General features: G+C 69.9%; 14 protein-coding genes. 8 read left to right on the top strand and 6 right to left on the bottom strand.

What is annotated here, in order from left to right:
• Positions 1 to 49 precede the first annotated feature (49 nt).
• Positions 50 to 652, top strand: a complete 603-nt coding sequence (locus tag NLX83_RS11455) for a GNAT family N-acetyltransferase (RefSeq protein WP_254234809.1) — start codon at positions 50 to 52, stop codon at positions 650 to 652.
• A gap of 113 nt (positions 653 to 765) precedes the next feature.
• Positions 766 to 2,754, top strand: coding sequence for an acetate--CoA ligase (gene acs, locus NLX83_RS11450; RefSeq protein WP_254234808.1), 1,989 nt, complete (start codon positions 766 to 768; stop codon positions 2,752 to 2,754).
• Positions 2,755 to 2,817: 63 nt separating this feature from the next.
• On the opposite strand, the gene NLX83_RS11445 is transcribed toward acs, so the two are convergent.
• Positions 2,818 to 3,468, bottom strand: coding sequence for a hypothetical protein (locus tag NLX83_RS11445; RefSeq protein WP_254234807.1), 651 nt, complete (start codon positions 3,466 to 3,468; stop codon positions 2,818 to 2,820).
• A gap of 70 nt (positions 3,469 to 3,538) precedes the next feature.
• Positions 3,539 to 4,033 (bottom strand): sulfite exporter TauE/SafE family protein, encoded by a 495-nt coding sequence (locus NLX83_RS11440; protein ID WP_254234806.1) that lies wholly within the window; start codon positions 4,031 to 4,033, stop codon positions 3,539 to 3,541.
• Between the two features lie 61 nt (positions 4,034 to 4,094).
• Here NLX83_RS11440 and nhaA point away from each other — a divergent pair, with 61 nt between their 5' ends.
• The 3 genes from nhaA to NLX83_RS11425 all read left to right on the top strand — a co-directional run bounded on the left by nhaA (position 4,095) and on the right by NLX83_RS11425 (position 7,200).
• Positions 4,095 to 5,285: a Na+/H+ antiporter NhaA gene (gene nhaA, locus NLX83_RS11435; RefSeq protein WP_256563057.1), complete on the top strand. Its 1,191-nt coding sequence runs from the start codon at positions 4,095 to 4,097 to the stop codon at positions 5,283 to 5,285.
• Positions 5,286 to 5,343: 58 nt separating this feature from the next.
• Positions 5,344 to 5,829 (top strand): phage holin family protein, encoded by a 486-nt coding sequence (locus NLX83_RS11430; RefSeq protein WP_254234805.1) that lies wholly within the window; start codon positions 5,344 to 5,346, stop codon positions 5,827 to 5,829.
• A gap of 117 nt (positions 5,830 to 5,946) precedes the next feature.
• Positions 5,947 to 7,200 (top strand): ATP-binding protein, encoded by a 1,254-nt coding sequence (locus NLX83_RS11425; RefSeq protein ID WP_254234804.1) that lies wholly within the window; start codon positions 5,947 to 5,949, stop codon positions 7,198 to 7,200.
• Positions 7,201 to 7,205: 5 nt separating this feature from the next.
• Here the strand turns inward: NLX83_RS11425 and NLX83_RS11420 are convergent, their stop codons facing one another.
• The 4 genes from NLX83_RS11420 to nth are packed head-to-tail and all read right to left on the bottom strand — an operon-like array spanning position 7,206 to position 10,400.
• A complete protein-coding gene (locus tag NLX83_RS11420) occupies positions 7,206 to 8,390 on the bottom strand; it encodes a MarP family serine protease (protein WP_254234803.1) in 1,185 nt (394 codons plus the stop codon).
• A complete protein-coding gene (locus tag NLX83_RS11415) occupies positions 8,387 to 9,046 on the bottom strand; it encodes an NUDIX hydrolase (RefSeq protein WP_254236172.1) in 660 nt (219 codons plus the stop codon). The genes NLX83_RS11420 and NLX83_RS11415 overlap by 4 nt, the downstream gene beginning before the upstream one ends.
• 41 nt (positions 9,047 to 9,087) lie before the next feature.
• Complete coding sequence (locus NLX83_RS11410; protein WP_254234802.1) at positions 9,088 to 9,708, bottom strand: TlpA family protein disulfide reductase; 621 nt, start codon at positions 9,706 to 9,708, stop codon at positions 9,088 to 9,090.
• Positions 9,705 to 10,400, bottom strand: a complete 696-nt coding sequence (nth, locus tag NLX83_RS11405) for an endonuclease III (protein WP_254236171.1) — start codon at positions 10,398 to 10,400, stop codon at positions 9,705 to 9,707. Before nth ends, NLX83_RS11410 begins: the two co-directional genes overlap by 4 nt.
• Positions 10,401 to 10,568: 168 nt before the next feature.
• Between nth and NLX83_RS11400 the strand changes: the two genes are divergently transcribed.
• From NLX83_RS11400 to NLX83_RS11390, 3 genes are all read left to right on the top strand, one after another.
• Positions 10,569 to 10,832 (top strand): hypothetical protein, encoded by a 264-nt coding sequence (locus NLX83_RS11400; protein WP_030428182.1) that lies wholly within the window; start codon positions 10,569 to 10,571, stop codon positions 10,830 to 10,832.
• Between the two features lie 252 nt (positions 10,833 to 11,084).
• Positions 11,085 to 11,759, top strand: a complete 675-nt coding sequence (locus tag NLX83_RS11395) for a Crp/Fnr family transcriptional regulator (RefSeq protein WP_086823868.1) — start codon at positions 11,085 to 11,087, stop codon at positions 11,757 to 11,759.
• 388 nt (positions 11,760 to 12,147) lie between these two features.
• The gene (locus NLX83_RS11390; protein WP_254234801.1) at positions 12,148 to 13,443 is read left to right on the top strand and encodes an MFS transporter; all 1,296 of its coding nucleotides are present in this window, start codon (positions 12,148 to 12,150) and stop codon (positions 13,441 to 13,443) included.
• Positions 13,444 to 13,478: the final 35 nt, after the last annotated feature.

Here is a 13,478-nt window from a genome sequence, read left to right as displayed (position 1 = left end):
CCCGATGTGGACGTTCCCCCTTCGGAGGCTTGATACCTACCTTCGGGTTGTGACTGTTGACAGCAGGTGGTGGGAGCAGCCGGACCTGATCGGCCGCCACGTCCGGCTCGAACCGCTGACCCAGGAGCACGCCGAAGGGCTGCACGCCGCGGGCAAGGACCCGGAGATCTGGCGCTGGCTGAGCTGGCGCCAGCCGGTCGAGCTCGCCGACACGCGGCGGATCATCGACGCGGGCATCGCCGACCGGGAACGCGGCGTCCGGCTGCCGTGGGCGCAGATCGACCAGCGCACCGGCGAGGTGGCCGGGACGACCTCCTACTACGAGATCATCCCCGAGCACCGGAACATCGCGATCGGCTACACCTGGATCGGCGCACCGTGGCAGCGGACCGCGCTCAACACCGAGGCGAAGCTGTTGTTGCTGGCCAGGGCGTTCGAAACGCTGGGGGCGAACCGGGTCACCTGGCACACCGACCTCAACAACGAGCGCTCGCAGCGGGCCATCGCCCGGCTCGGCGCGCAGCGCGAAGGCGTGCACCGGCACCACCGGGTCCGCCCGGACGGCACGCTGCGGGACACCGTGACCTTCTCGATGATCGCCGAGGAGTGGCCGGAAGCCAGGCAACGGCTCTCGTCGCGGCTGTTCGACTAGCGCGGGACGTGGTCTGGACCACACGGGCTCGGCTGTTTTCGTGAGCTGGATCGCACTACGGTCCAACGTGAACGTGAACGCGAAAACGCCCGACCACCTGGAGGTCCTCCCCCATGACCCCACCGAGCGGCAACGACGCCGGGCAGAGCGGGAACGCTCTGGACAACCTGCTCACCGAGAGTCGGACGTTCCCGCCGAGCGCGGAGTTCGCCGAGCAGGCCAACGCCAAGTCCGACCTGGCCGATCGGGCGTCCGCCGACCGCGAGGCGTTCTGGGCGGAGCAGGCCGGGCGGCTGAGCTGGACCTCCGGCTGGGACCGGGTCCTGGACTGGTCGGCGGCCCCGTTCGCGAAGTGGTTCGTCGGCGGCCAGCTCAACGTCGCCTACAACTGCGTCGACCGGCACGTCGACTCCGGCCACGGGGACCAGGTCGCGATCCACTGGGAGGGCGAGCCCGGGGACTCCCGCGCCATCACCTACGGCGACCTCAAGGACGAGGTGAGCAAGGCCGCCAACGCGCTGTCCTCGCTCGGCCTCACTGCGGGCGACCGCGTGGCGATCTACATGCCGATGATCCCCGAGGCGATCTACTCGATGCTCGCGTGCGCGCGGCTCGGCCTGACCCACAGCGTGGTCTTCGCCGGGTTCTCCGCGGAGGCGCTGCGCTCGCGCATCGACGACGCCGAGGCCAAGCTCGTGATCACCACCGACGGCCAGTACCGCCGCGGCAAGCCCGCACCGCTGAAGACCGCGGTGGACGAGGCCGTCGCGCAGACGCCGACGATCCAGAACGTGTTGGTGGTCAAGCGAACCGACACCGACGTCGAGTGGACCGAGGGCCGCGACCTCTGGTGGCACGACCTCGTCGACGGCCAGTCCACCGAGCACACCCCCGAGTCCTTCGACTCCGAGCACCCGCTGTTCATCCTCTACACCTCGGGCACCACGGGGAAGCCGAAGGGCATCCTGCACACCTCGGGCGGCTACCTGACCCAGGCGGCCTACACCCACCACTACGTCTTCGACCACAAGGCGGGCGAGGACGTCTACTGGTGCACCGCCGACATCGGCTGGGTCACCGGGCACTCCTACATCGTCTACGGGCCGCTGGCCAACCGCGCCACGCAGGTGGTCTACGAGGGCACGCCGAACACCCCGCACGAGGGCCGCCACTGGGAGATCGTGCAGAAGTACAAGGTCTCCATCTACTACACGGCGCCGACGCTGATCCGGACGTTCATGAAGTGGGGCGCGGACATCCCCGCCAGGCACGACCTGTCCTCGCTGCGGGTGCTCGGCAGCGTCGGTGAGCCGATCAACCCCGAGGCGTGGATGTGGTACCGCGAGCACGTCGGCGGAAACCGCTGCCCCATCGTGGACACCTGGTGGCAGACGGAAACCGGCGCCATCATGATCGCCCCGCTGCCCGGGGTGACCGAGTGCAAGCCGGGCTCGGCCATGGGTCCGCTGCCGGGCATCGGCGCGAAGGTGGTCGACGAGTCGGGCGTCGCGGTCGGCAAGGGCGGCGGCGGGTACCTGGTGCTGGACCAGCCGTGGCCGTCGATGCTGCGCGGCATCTGGGGCGACGAGGAGCGCTTCCGCGACACCTACTGGTCGCGCTTCGCCGAGCAGGGTTTCTACTTCGCCGGTGACGGCGCCAAGTACGACAGCGACGGCGCCGTCTGGTTGCTCGGCCGGGTGGACGACGTGATGAACGTGTCCGGGCACCGCATCTCCACCACCGAGGTGGAGTCGGCCCTGGTCTCGCACGCCAAGGTGGCCGAGGCGGCGGTGGTCGGCGCGACCGATCCGACGACGGGCCAGGGCATCGTGGCGTTCGTGATCCTGCGCGGCGGCGTCGAGCAGGGCGAGGGCATCGTGAAGGAGCTGCGCGACCACGTGGCCAAGGAGATCGGCCCGATCGCCAAGCCCCGGCAGATCATGGTCGTCCCCGAGCTGCCGAAGACCCGCTCCGGCAAGATCATGCGGCGGCTGCTGCGCGATGTCGCGGAGAACCGGAAGGTCGGCGACGTCACCACGCTGGCCGACTCGACGGTGATGGACCTGATCAGTTCCGGCCTGCACAAGGGAACCAAAGACTAGCACTGTGGATTAGTCCACTGTGGACAAACGGGGCCCACCGGTTCGGTGGGCCCCGTTTCCTTGTCAGCGCCTGGGAAGGTGCTTGCGGAAGTGCTCCTGCACCTCGTCCGCGATACCGCCGGCGCCGAGCTGACCGTCCACTGTGATCACTCGGAATCCGCACAGCCGCGCGGAACGCACCGCGTCCTCGGCCAGCAGACGATCCCGCGCGACGCGATTCGCCTGCGCCAGAACGGGATCACTCACCTCGACGGCGAGGTGACCGATCGCCAGGTTCCGCGCCCGGTCCAGCTCGCGCAGCTGGTGCTGCCGGAACTCCTCGGTCGGCACGAGGAACACCGCCTGGTCCGGCGCGGTGACCCTGGTGGCGACCAGTTCCGGCCGCAGGCCCCATCCCTCCGCGATCAACGCTCGCGTGGTGGACAACGCGCGCAGGTCGTCGAGCACCATGTCGAAGCGCTCGACGAAGCCCCGCAGGCAGTCCGCCGCCATCCTCTCCGGTGACCGCTGCACCCACTGCTGGTCGGGACTGTCGTTGACGGCCGCGTTCCGGTGCGGGTACCGGAACGCGTTGGCCAGGGCCCGGTCGTAGTGACCCCGGGCGTCGTGGAAGTCGTAGTGGTAGGCGGTCAGTCCAAATCGTTCGGCGAGTATCCGGGCGACAGTGGTCTTCCCAGCCCACTGCGCGCCACCAATCCACAGCACGGTCCCCATGGTGCAAGAGTGTGCGAGCAAGAAAAGCGAAGAACAAGTCTTGTTCTCGGCGAAAATAGGTGGTTAATTATTAGTACGGCCGCTTGAACAGTGCGCGAAGATCACCCCATACCGCGCTAATACCCGCCGCTACCAGCGCAAATGCTAGCAGGACGTCGGAAAGCGCGTGGTCCACGAACACGGCGAACTGGCTCGCCGCCATCGTGGCGAGGACGCCGGTGAAGCCCACCCAGAGTGAATCCTTCAGGCAGCCGTTTCCTTTTTTCGAATTCTGGTAGCCGCCGAGCGCCGAGGCCGGTAGAATAACGAGAAGTGAGGTTCCCTTCGCCTTTGAGAGCGCGAACCCCAGCTGCATGATCGGCACCAGCACGGTTCCCGCACCGATCCCGGTGAGTCCCGACAGCAGCCGCACCGCCGTGCCCACGGCGATCAGCGCGTACAGCCAGCGCAGCGCCGCGAGCGGAGCCCGGGTGAGCAGGGCGGCGCCCAGCCAGGCACCGATCACCGAGCCGACGAACCGCGCTGACCAGGCCGGGGTTCCCGGCGCGCCGTTAGGATTGCGCACAGGTGAGCCGGGAAGTCTGGTCGGCAGGCTGTGTGCCGTACCCAGAGCAAGGAGCACGATCTTGTCGCGAGCCCGCCGAGCCGCCGCCGTCCTGCCGGACCTGGCCAGGTACCTCCGCACCGAAACCGTGGGCGGCATGGTCCTGCTCGCCGCCACCGCCGTCGCGCTGCTGTGGGCGAACTCCCCGCTGGACGAGTCCTACCGGTGGCTGCGCGATCTTCAGGTCGGACCGGAGCCGCTGCACCTGAACCTCACCGTCGGCGAGTGGGCCAAGGACGGCCTGCTGGCGCTGTTCTTCTTCGTGGCGGGCCTGGAACTCAAACGCGAGCTCGTCGTCGGCGAGCTGTCCGACCGCAAGGCCGCCACGCTGCCCGTGATCGCCGCGCTCGGCGGGATGGTGGTGCCCGCGGGCATCGCGCTCGCGGTGAGCTGGGGCGCCCCCGGATCGGCGCAGGCGTGGGCGATCCCCGTCGCCACCGACATCGCCTTCGCGCTCGGCGTGCTGGCGATCACCGGCTCCGGTCTGCCAAACAGCGCGCGGATCTTCCTGCTCAGCCTGGCCGTGGTGGACGACCTCGGCGCCATCCTGGTGATCGCGGTGTTGTTCACCAGCACCTTCGACCTGCTGGCCGTCGCCGCGGCGGTCGTGCTGCTCGCGCTGTACTGGTACCTCCAGCGACGCCGGGTGACCTCGTCGTGGATCTACGTCCCGCTCGCCGTGGCGGTGTGGATCGCGGTCCACTCCACCGGTGTGCACGCCACGATCGCCGGGGTCGCGCTCGGCCTGCTCACCCGGGTGAGGCGGGACCGGTACGAGCCCGAAGCGCCCGCGGTCCGACTGGAGCACCGGCTCCAGCCCTGGTCAGCCGGGCTCGCCGTACCGGTGTTCGCGCTGTTCGCCGCCGGGGTCCCGGTCGGCGCCGACGCGCTGGCCGCGCTGACCACAGACCGGATCGCGCTCGCGGTGATCGTCGGCCTGGTGGTGGGCAAGCTGCTCGGGATCTTCGGCTTCTCCCTGCTGTCCGTGCGCTTCGGCCTGGCCAGCAAACCGAAGGACCTGGCGTGGCGGGACATGGCCGCCGTCTCGATGCTCGGCGGCGTCGGCTTCACGGTGAGCCTGCTGATCGCCGAACTGGCGCTGCCGAAGGAGACCGCCGAGCTGGCGAAGGCCGCGGTGCTGGTCGCGTCCGCCGCGGCGGCACTGCTGGCCGCGGTGATGCTGATCAAGAGGAGCCGGGCGCGCGACACGTGACATGCCGGGGTTGAGGAGCCGACACGCCGGTGTCCGGGGCGCATGGCACGATGACCGCGTGACCAGCGCCCAGCACAAAGGCAACGGCAGCGGAGCCGAGCTGCCGCCCGTCGCGTCCATCCCGCTGACCGACGACAACGCCAGCACAGCGGCGGAGCAGTCGATCGGCGGGCTCGTCCGCGAGGCGACCACCCACGTCTCCACCCTGATCAGGGCCGAGCTCGAACTCGCCAAGATCGAGCTCAAGGGTGAGGTGCGCAAGGGCCTCAAGGGCAGCGTGTACTTCATCCTCGCGCTCGCCGTGCTGGGTTTCAGCATGTTCTTCCTGTTCTTCTTCCTCGGCGAGCTGCTGTCGGTGTGGCTCTACCGCTGGGCCGCGTTCGGCATCGTCTTCCTGCTGATGCTGGCGGCGGCCGGGCTGTTCGGGTTCATGGGCTACCGCAAGGTGCGCAAGATCCGCGCGCCGGAGCGGACCATCCGCACGATGCGCGAGAACGCCTCGATCGCCCGCCGCTCCCACGAGGACGAGCCCGAGCGGTACTGACGACCGTCCAGATGACCACGAACCCAGCGGCCAGATGACCACGGACCTACCGTCCAGATGACCACGCGTTCAGCGGCCAGATGACCGTTGATCTTGATTTTGCGGCACAATCAGCTGGTGAGCACGTTTCCGAGCCTTGTGCCCCGCCATGCCGAATCCCTGGTGACCGAAGCCCTGCTGGACACCAGGGTGGTTCTGGTCAACGGAGCTCGTCAGGCTGGGAAGAGCACGCTCACCAGGCTTGCCGCCGGGCAGCGGCCCACGAGCGTGGTCCGGCTGCTGGACGATCCGGCGACCCTGCAGGCGGCGAAGGACGATCCCACCGGATTCGTCGAGCACGACGCGCTCATGGTCATCGACGAGATCCAGCTCGTGCCGGAACTGCTCCAGCCGATCAAGGTCGTCGTCGATCTGGACCCGACGCCGGGCCGCTACCTGCTGACCGGTTCCTCACGGATTCTGGCACTGCGGACATTGCCGGACGCGTTGCCGGGGCGCATGGAGATCATCGAGCTCTGGCCCTTCTCGCAGGGTGAGTTGGACGGCAGGCCGGACCGATTCGTGGACGCGGCCTTCCGGCACGGTCACCACCTCGACCATTCGTCGACCTTGCGCCGCCGGGACTACCTCGACCGCCTCGTCGTCGGGGGATACCCCGAAGCCACCCGGCGAGCTCCCCGCCGTCGAGCGGCCTTCTTCGACGCGTACCTCTCCACGCTGATCGAGCGGGACGTCCTGGAACTGGCGAGCATCGAGCGCCGCGGTGAACTGTTCAAGCTCCTCGCGCTGCTCGCCGGTCGTGCCGGGAGCCTCCTGGTCCCGGCGACGCTCGCCAGCCAGTCCGGTATCCCGAGAACGACCCTCGTGCGCTACCTGGAACTGCTGTCCTCGGTCTTCCTGATCAAGAGCATCCCCGCCTGGTCCTCCGGGCAGACGCACCGAGCCGTCGGCACACCGAAGCTGGCGTTCGTGGACACCGGGGTCGCCTGCCACCTCATCGGTCAGGACGCGGTCCGGCTGGGCGACCCGGGAGGCGCGGTCGGGCCGATGATGGAGAACTTCGTCCTCATGGAACTCGCCCGGCAGCTGACCTGGTCCGAGGAGCGCGGCAAGCTCTACCACTACCGGACCAAGGACAAGGTCGAGGTCGACGCGGTCATCGAGACCCCGGATGGCCGGGTCATCGGGGTCGAGGTGAAGTCCGGCGCAACGGTGCGCACCGAAGACCTCACCGGACTGCGGAACCTCGCGAACCAACTGGGAGACCGGTTCGTCGCCGGTTATGTGCTCTACACGGGTCAGCAGACCTTGCCGTTCGGCGAGAAGATCCGAGCGGTACCGCTGGACGCGCTCTGGTGTCTCGCGCCCTGATCAGCTCAGTTCGTGCAGGTGCCGGTGGAGACCCGGCTGAACAGCTTCGGGGCCGCGGCGAGTTCGTCGGCGACCTCCTTGGCGGTCAGCACGAAGCCGGTCTCGTGGTCGTCGACCGCGGCGCCGAAGACCACGCCGAGGACGCGGCCGTCCGGGTCGATCAGCGGACCGCCGGAGTTGCCGCTGCGGACCTTCGCCCGGATCGTGTAGACGTCGCGGAACACGGTCCGGGCCTCGTAGATGTCCGGACCGCGCAGGTTGATCCGGTCGCGGACCCTGGCCGCTGACGGGGTGTAGGGCCCGTCGAGCGGATAGCCGACGACAACGCCGTCCTCGCCGGGCTTGGCGTCCATCGACGCCCACGGCAGCACGGGTGCCTTGAGGTCCGGAACGTCCAGGACCGCCACATCGGTCTGCGGGTCGTAGAGCACCACGGTGGCGTCGAAGTCACCGCGGCCGACCTCGATGGTGACCTTGTCGGTGCCCGCGACCACGTGGGCGTTGGTCATCACGCGCTGCGGGGCGACCACGAAGCCGGTGCCCTCCAACGCCCGCGCGCACGATGAAGCGCGACCGCGGACCTTGAGCACGCTCGCCCGCACCCGCTGGACCACAGGATCGGTCTGCAGCGCCAGGTTCGGCGGATCGGCGTCGGCGCGCGGGGTCGAAGCGAACGGATCGAGCGCGGCGGGGAAACCGGAGGAGTCGAGCAGCTGGCGCAGCGAACCGGGCAGGCTCTGCGCGGCGGGCGGCATCACGTCGTCGACGACGCCGAGCACGGTGGAGCGCTTGACCGCGGACGACAGCGCGGGCAGCCCGGCGGCGGAGGTCAGTGGCACCGCGAGCAGCCATGCGACAACGAACACCACCGCGCTCATCGTGACCGCGCCGAGGGAGTTGTCCACGGCGGTGAGCCTGGTGGCGTTGAGCTTCTCCTTGATCGGCCTGCCGACCCAGACGCCGAGCATCTCGCCGAGAGCGATCATGAGCACCACCAGCGCGACACCGATGGCCACCCGGGTCGTCACGTCGGCGAAGTTGGCCACCAGCAGCGGCGCCAGCCACAGGCCGAGCATCGCGCCGGCGAGCACGCCCGCGACCGAGCACAGGGACACCACCATGCCCTGCCGCGCCCCGGACAGGGCGGCGAGCACGGCGAGCGCCACTATCAGCAGGTCGACCCAGTTCACGTCTGCTCCTTCGCGTTCGCGGGCAGCTCGGGCTCCGAGACCGCCAGCCACGCCTCGTCGAGGTCGCGAACGTCCTTGCGGTTCCACGGCCGTTCCCAGCCGCCCAGCGTCAGCAAGCCCGACAGCAGCCAGGCGGTGAAACCCCACACCAGCATCCCCGGAACCAGGAAACCGGGTCCGCGGTAGCCCCGGTAGGCGATGGTGCAGCGGTTTGCCGGGTCGGCGAGGTGGGCCAGCGGGACCCGCGCGACCGCGGCGGTCTCGTTGGGGTCGACCGCGACGACCGGGCTCGGTTCCGCCCAGTGCGCGAGGACCGGGCTGACCAGGAAGCCGGTCGGCGTGAGGTACAGCTCCGGCAGCAGCGCCACCGGGCGCACGCCCAGCGGCAGCACGCCGGTCTCCTCGACCGCCTCCCGGAGCGCGGCCGCGACCGGGCCCTCGTCCTCCGGGTCGATCGTGCCGCCGGGAAAAGCGACCTGGCCCGCGTGCGAGTTCAGCGTGTCCGCCCGGCGCAGCAGCAGCACGTCAGGCCCGTCCGCGCCCTCACCGAGCAGGATCAGCACGGCGGCGGGCCGTCCGGAGCCGTCCGCGGGCGGCTTCGCGCGCTCGAAGTGCTTCTGCTCCAGGTTGGCGACGGAGTGCATCAGAGGCCGCATCCACTCGGGCACGTCGTCCTCGCCGACCAGAGGTCCCGGGTTCACCCGAGCCGCCTCAGGTACTCGTCGACGGTCGCGCGCACTTGATCGGCGGTCTTGAAGACGACCGGCGGGTTCACCCGCTCCATCCGACCGGACGCGCTCACCACGTACGAGGTCGGCATCACCGGCGGCTTCAACACTCCGGCGACCCGCTCGTCGAGGTCGATCACGGAAGGGATGCGCGCGTTCAGCCCGGAAAGCATCTCCAGGCCGTCCGCCTCGCCACTCCGGATCTGAAGGCCCAGCACCCCGACCGCCCCGGGGGACGCCGCGTAGGCGGTCAGCGCGGGCAGCTCCTCACGGCACGGCGTGCACCACGTCGCCCACACGTTGACCAGTGCGGCCTTGCCCGCGAGCGCCTGCGCGAGGTCGATGCGCGAGCCGTCTGCCATGCAGGTCACCGACAGCCCGGCCAACCCGCTCACCGGTGCGCTCCCCTCCTTCGCGACCGGGCACGCGGGCAGCGCCGCCTTGGCCCGTGCCGCGACGAGGTCCGCGGGTGGCCTGGACGCGCCCGGGGTGTGCTCGTCAGCGCCGCGTGGCCAGATCGCCACGATCCCGGCCACGCCGAGCACCACGACCACGAGCAGCCAGCGCAGTGCGTGTCCGCGGTCGGTCATCGAGCGCCCTCGCCCTCGGCGACCAGCGATAACAGGTGGTCGGTCTCGGGGCCGCGGACGAGCTTCGCCGCCTCCGCGAGCGTCGTCGGGCCCGCGCCGAAGGACGGGCAGTCCCTGGCCAACGCGCACGCACCGCACGCGGGCTTCCTGGCGTGGCAGACGCGACGGCCGTGGAAGATCACCCGGTGCGAGAGCATGGTCCAGTCCTTGCGCGGGATCAGCTCGCCGATCGCGTGCTCGACCTTGACCGGGTCCTCCAGCTCAGTCCAGCCCCACCGCCGGACCAGGCGGCCGAAGTGGGTGTCCACGGTGATCCCGGGGACGCCGAACGCCTCGCCGAGGATCACGTTGGCGGTCTTGCGCCCCACCCCGGGCAGCGTCACCAGGTCCTTGAGCTTGCCGGGCACCTCGCCGCCGTGCCGCTGCACCAGCGCAGCGCCCAAGCCCATGATCGAGGTGGCCTTGTTCCGGAAGAAGCCGGTCGGCCGGATCAGCTCCTCCAGCTCGGTCCGGTCGGCCCCGGCGTAGTCGGCGGCCGTGCGGTAGCGGGCGAACAGCGCCGGGGTGACCTCGTTGACCCGCTTGTCGGTGCACTGGGCGGAGAGGATCACCGCGACCGCGAGGTCCAGCGGGGTGGTGAAGTCCAGCTCGCAGTGCGCGTCCGGGAAAGCGACCTCCAGCCCGCGCAGCATGCGCCGCGCCCGCCGCACGAGGCCGAGCCTGGTTTCCACTGCTGTAGACGGTTTGCCGGGCTTCTGGCGGGTCTGCGCTGGCACCCCTCCAGCGTACGTGTGGGTCCGACAGTGGAACGGACCCCGGATGCGCGCGCGGAACCGGAGTGGTGGAGGATCGGCGCCACTATGACTGCATGGCTCGTAGTAGTGGTCCCACTCATCGTGATGCTCTTCGCGCTCTTCATGGAGCGCGTGGAAGCTCGTCTGCGGCACGTGGCGGTGCAGGAGGACGAGGTCGAGGAGTTCCTGGAGAAGGCGCGGCCCGACGAGGTGCGCGCGCTCTACGGCCACGGGATCGGCCGCGCCCTCGAACTGTTCCGGCGCAGGCGCCGCGTCGGCGGGACCGCGCGTCCCCCGCGCAAGCCTCGTCGCACCCGCAGCCGGGCCTGACCGGGCGACGCGCCGGGCCGAAGTAATCCTCCTCGGCCCGACCGTGGCGCTCATGCGCTGATCGCCGCTGCTCAGGAGGACTTTTAACAGAGCGGTCGACCGACTGATCGGTTTCAACCGGCGAGCCGAGCGGCACCACGCCGAAGACGGCCTAGACTGCTCGCCAGTGATCGGCGGCACGTGGCCGAAGACCGCATTCCTGCGGTACTGGCCGCTCACGTGAACCGTCGCGTCTCAACATGGAGGGACGAGGTGGACGAGACCCTGGCCCGGGCGGGCATCTTCCAGGGCGTTGAACCGGCAGCCGCTGAGGCGCTCGTGTCCACGCTGGAGCAGGTGGACTTCCCGCGCGGACACGTCATCTTCGCGGAGGGCGAGCCCGGTGACCGGCTGTACATCATCCAGTCGGGCAAGGTGAAGGTCGGCCGGAAGTCCCCTGATGGCCGGGAGAACCTGCTGTCCATCATGGGTCCTTCGGACATGTTCGGTGAGCTGTCGATCTTCGATCCCGGCCCCAGGACCTCCACCGCGACCACGGTGACCGAGGTGCGGGCGCTCACGATGGACCGGCCCAGCCTGCGCGAGTGGATCGGCAAGCGGCCGGAGATCGCCGAGCAGCTGCTGCGCGTGCTAGCGCGGCGACTGCGGCGCACGAACAACATGCTGGCCGACCTGATCTTCACCGACGTCCCGGGCCGGGTGGCGCGCGCGCTGCTCCAGTTCGCCCAGCGCTTCGGTTCGCAGGAGGCCGGTCTGCTGCGGGTCACCCACGACCTGACCCAGGAGGAGATCGCCCAGTACGTCGGCGCCTCCCGGGAGACCGTGAACAAGGCGCTCGCCGACTTCGCGCACCGCGGCTGGCTGCGGCTGGAGGGCAAGAGCGTGCTGATCCTGGACCCGGAGCGGCTGGCCCGCCGGGCCCGCTGAGGGTCTTAAGAAGACAGAAGACAAGGAGGCCGGTGCGCCGCCCCCGACGCGGCGCACCGGCCTCCTTGTGTGTGTGCGCGACCCGTCCCCCGACCGGCCACGCTTTCCCGACCTCCGACGCCCGGCCCCGACCCGTTAGCGCCGAAGGAGGTCCTGAGCTTCCTCAAGGCGAAGCACGTGTGAGCAATTGTGGTCCATGGGTGTAACGGGACTGATACCAGCCCGACGTTGGTGCCCACCATGGCCCCGAAGTGCTCGTTTACTCAATTGCTTTCACCCTCAAGGACGCTGTCGGCGGCGAATTCGTTGTGCAGTTTCACCCATACATCCGAACGTTGTTATCAAATCGTAACGCGGTGAGCAAGGCCACCGCGAATTAGTGGTACTCATGTACCAGTTCTCCGGCATACTGGTACGCGTGTCCCAGAATGCCTCCCTCGCCGACTACCGCGCGGCGCTCACCGCCCCCGGTGCGCGCGGTCCCGTCCTGACCTCCCTGCTCGCTCGACTGCCGGTCGCCATGGTCGGCATCGCGCTGCTGTTCTACGTGCAGCGGGTCAGCGGTTCCTTCGCGGCGGCCAGCCTCGTCTCCGCGGGCGCGCTCGTCGGCGTCGCGGCGGGCTCGGTCGCGCAGGGCAGGCTGGTCGACAAGATCGGCCCCACCCGGGTGCTCCTGGTGGCCTCCGCGCTGTTCAGCGCGATGGTGACGGCCGAGATCATCGCGATCGAGTCGGGCGCCCCCGCCTGGCTGATGGCGGTGCTCGCGCTGGCGCTGGGCACCAGCCAGCCGATGGTCGGCTCCTCCTCCAGGTCGCTGTGGACCAGGCTGCTGCCGCCCGGACCGGCGCGGCAGGCGGCCTACTCCTACGAGGCCATCAGCATGGAGGTCTTCTTCATCCTCGGCCCCGGCCTCGCCGGGTTGTTCACCGCGCTGCCGTGGGCCGGGACGGGCGTGCTGGTCGGCGCGGTCTGCGAGGTCGTCGGCGCCACCGGCTTCGCGCTGACCCGGACCGTGCGGGCCTGGCGTCCGCGCCGCGACGAGCGGGCGAGCGTCGGCGTGCTCGGCGCGCTGAGCACCCCCGGCATGCGCACCGTCGCCATCGCCGCGCTCGGCTTCGGCGTGACCATCGGCTTCGTCGAGGTCGCGGTGCCCGCGGCGGCGACGCACGCGGGCTACGAGGCGCTGGGCGGCGTGCTGCTCAGCATCTGGTCGGTCAGCTCGGTGCTGTTCGGCGTGCTGTACGGCTCGCGCCCCTGGCCGCGGCCGATGTACCTGCGGTTGCCGGTGCTGCTCGGCGGGTTCTCCGTGCTGGTGACGCTGCTGGCGATCCCGACGACGCTCGCCGGGCTGGCGGTCGCGCTGTTCGTGGTCGGCACCCTGATCACCCCGCAGGCGATGACGCACTCCGCGGCGATCGAGGAGGTCGCGCTCCCGGGCACGGCGACCGAGGCGTTCGGTTGGGTGATCACCGCGGTGACCATCGGCCTCGCCTTCGGCCAGCTGGTGAGCGGCCAGCTGGTGGAGCTCTTCGGCCCGCCCGCCGCCTTCCTCGCGTCGGCGGCCTCCGGCCTGGTCCTGGCGAGCGTGGTCTGGCTGCGCAGGCACAGCGTGCGCGACGGCAGGCAGTGGATGGAGAACGCGGCCAGCTGCACTCGCGACGAGGTCGAACTCGCGGGCCGCTGAGCCTGCACGCTGACCGGGTTCGCCGGTCTTCAAGT

The organism is Allokutzneria sp. A3M-2-11 16 (assembly GCF_024213555.1).
Classification (GTDB): Bacteria; Actinomycetota; Actinomycetes; order Mycobacteriales; family Pseudonocardiaceae; genus Allokutzneria.
The sequence above is the reverse complement of the archived record's forward strand: the minus strand, read 5'-3'. Positions and strand labels throughout refer to the sequence as shown.

Excerpts from the sequence above, each read along its gene's own strand:
- NLX83_RS11415 (WP_254236172.1), bottom strand. The coding sequence starts at position 9,046 with ATGCGGCCTCTGATGCACTCCGTCGCCAACCTGGAGCAGAAGCACTTC.
- NLX83_RS11400 (WP_030428182.1), top strand. The coding sequence starts at position 10,569 with ATGACTGCATGGCTCGTAGTAGTGGTCCCACTCATCGTGATGCTCTTC.
- NLX83_RS11445 (WP_254234807.1), bottom strand. The coding sequence starts at position 3,468 with ATGGGGACCGTGCTGTGGATTGGTGGCGCGCAGTGGGCTGGGAAGACC.
- NLX83_RS11390 (WP_254234801.1), top strand. The coding sequence starts at position 12,148 with ATGTACCAGTTCTCCGGCATACTGGTACGCGTGTCCCAGAATGCCTCC.
- acs (WP_254234808.1), top strand. The coding sequence starts at position 766 with ATGACCCCACCGAGCGGCAACGACGCCGGGCAGAGCGGGAACGCTCTG.
- NLX83_RS11410 (WP_254234802.1), bottom strand. The coding sequence starts at position 9,708 with ATGACCGACCGCGGACACGCACTGCGCTGGCTGCTCGTGGTCGTGGTG.
- nth (WP_254236171.1), bottom strand. The coding sequence starts at position 10,400 with ATGCTGCGCGGGCTGGAGGTCGCTTTCCCGGACGCGCACTGCGAGCTG.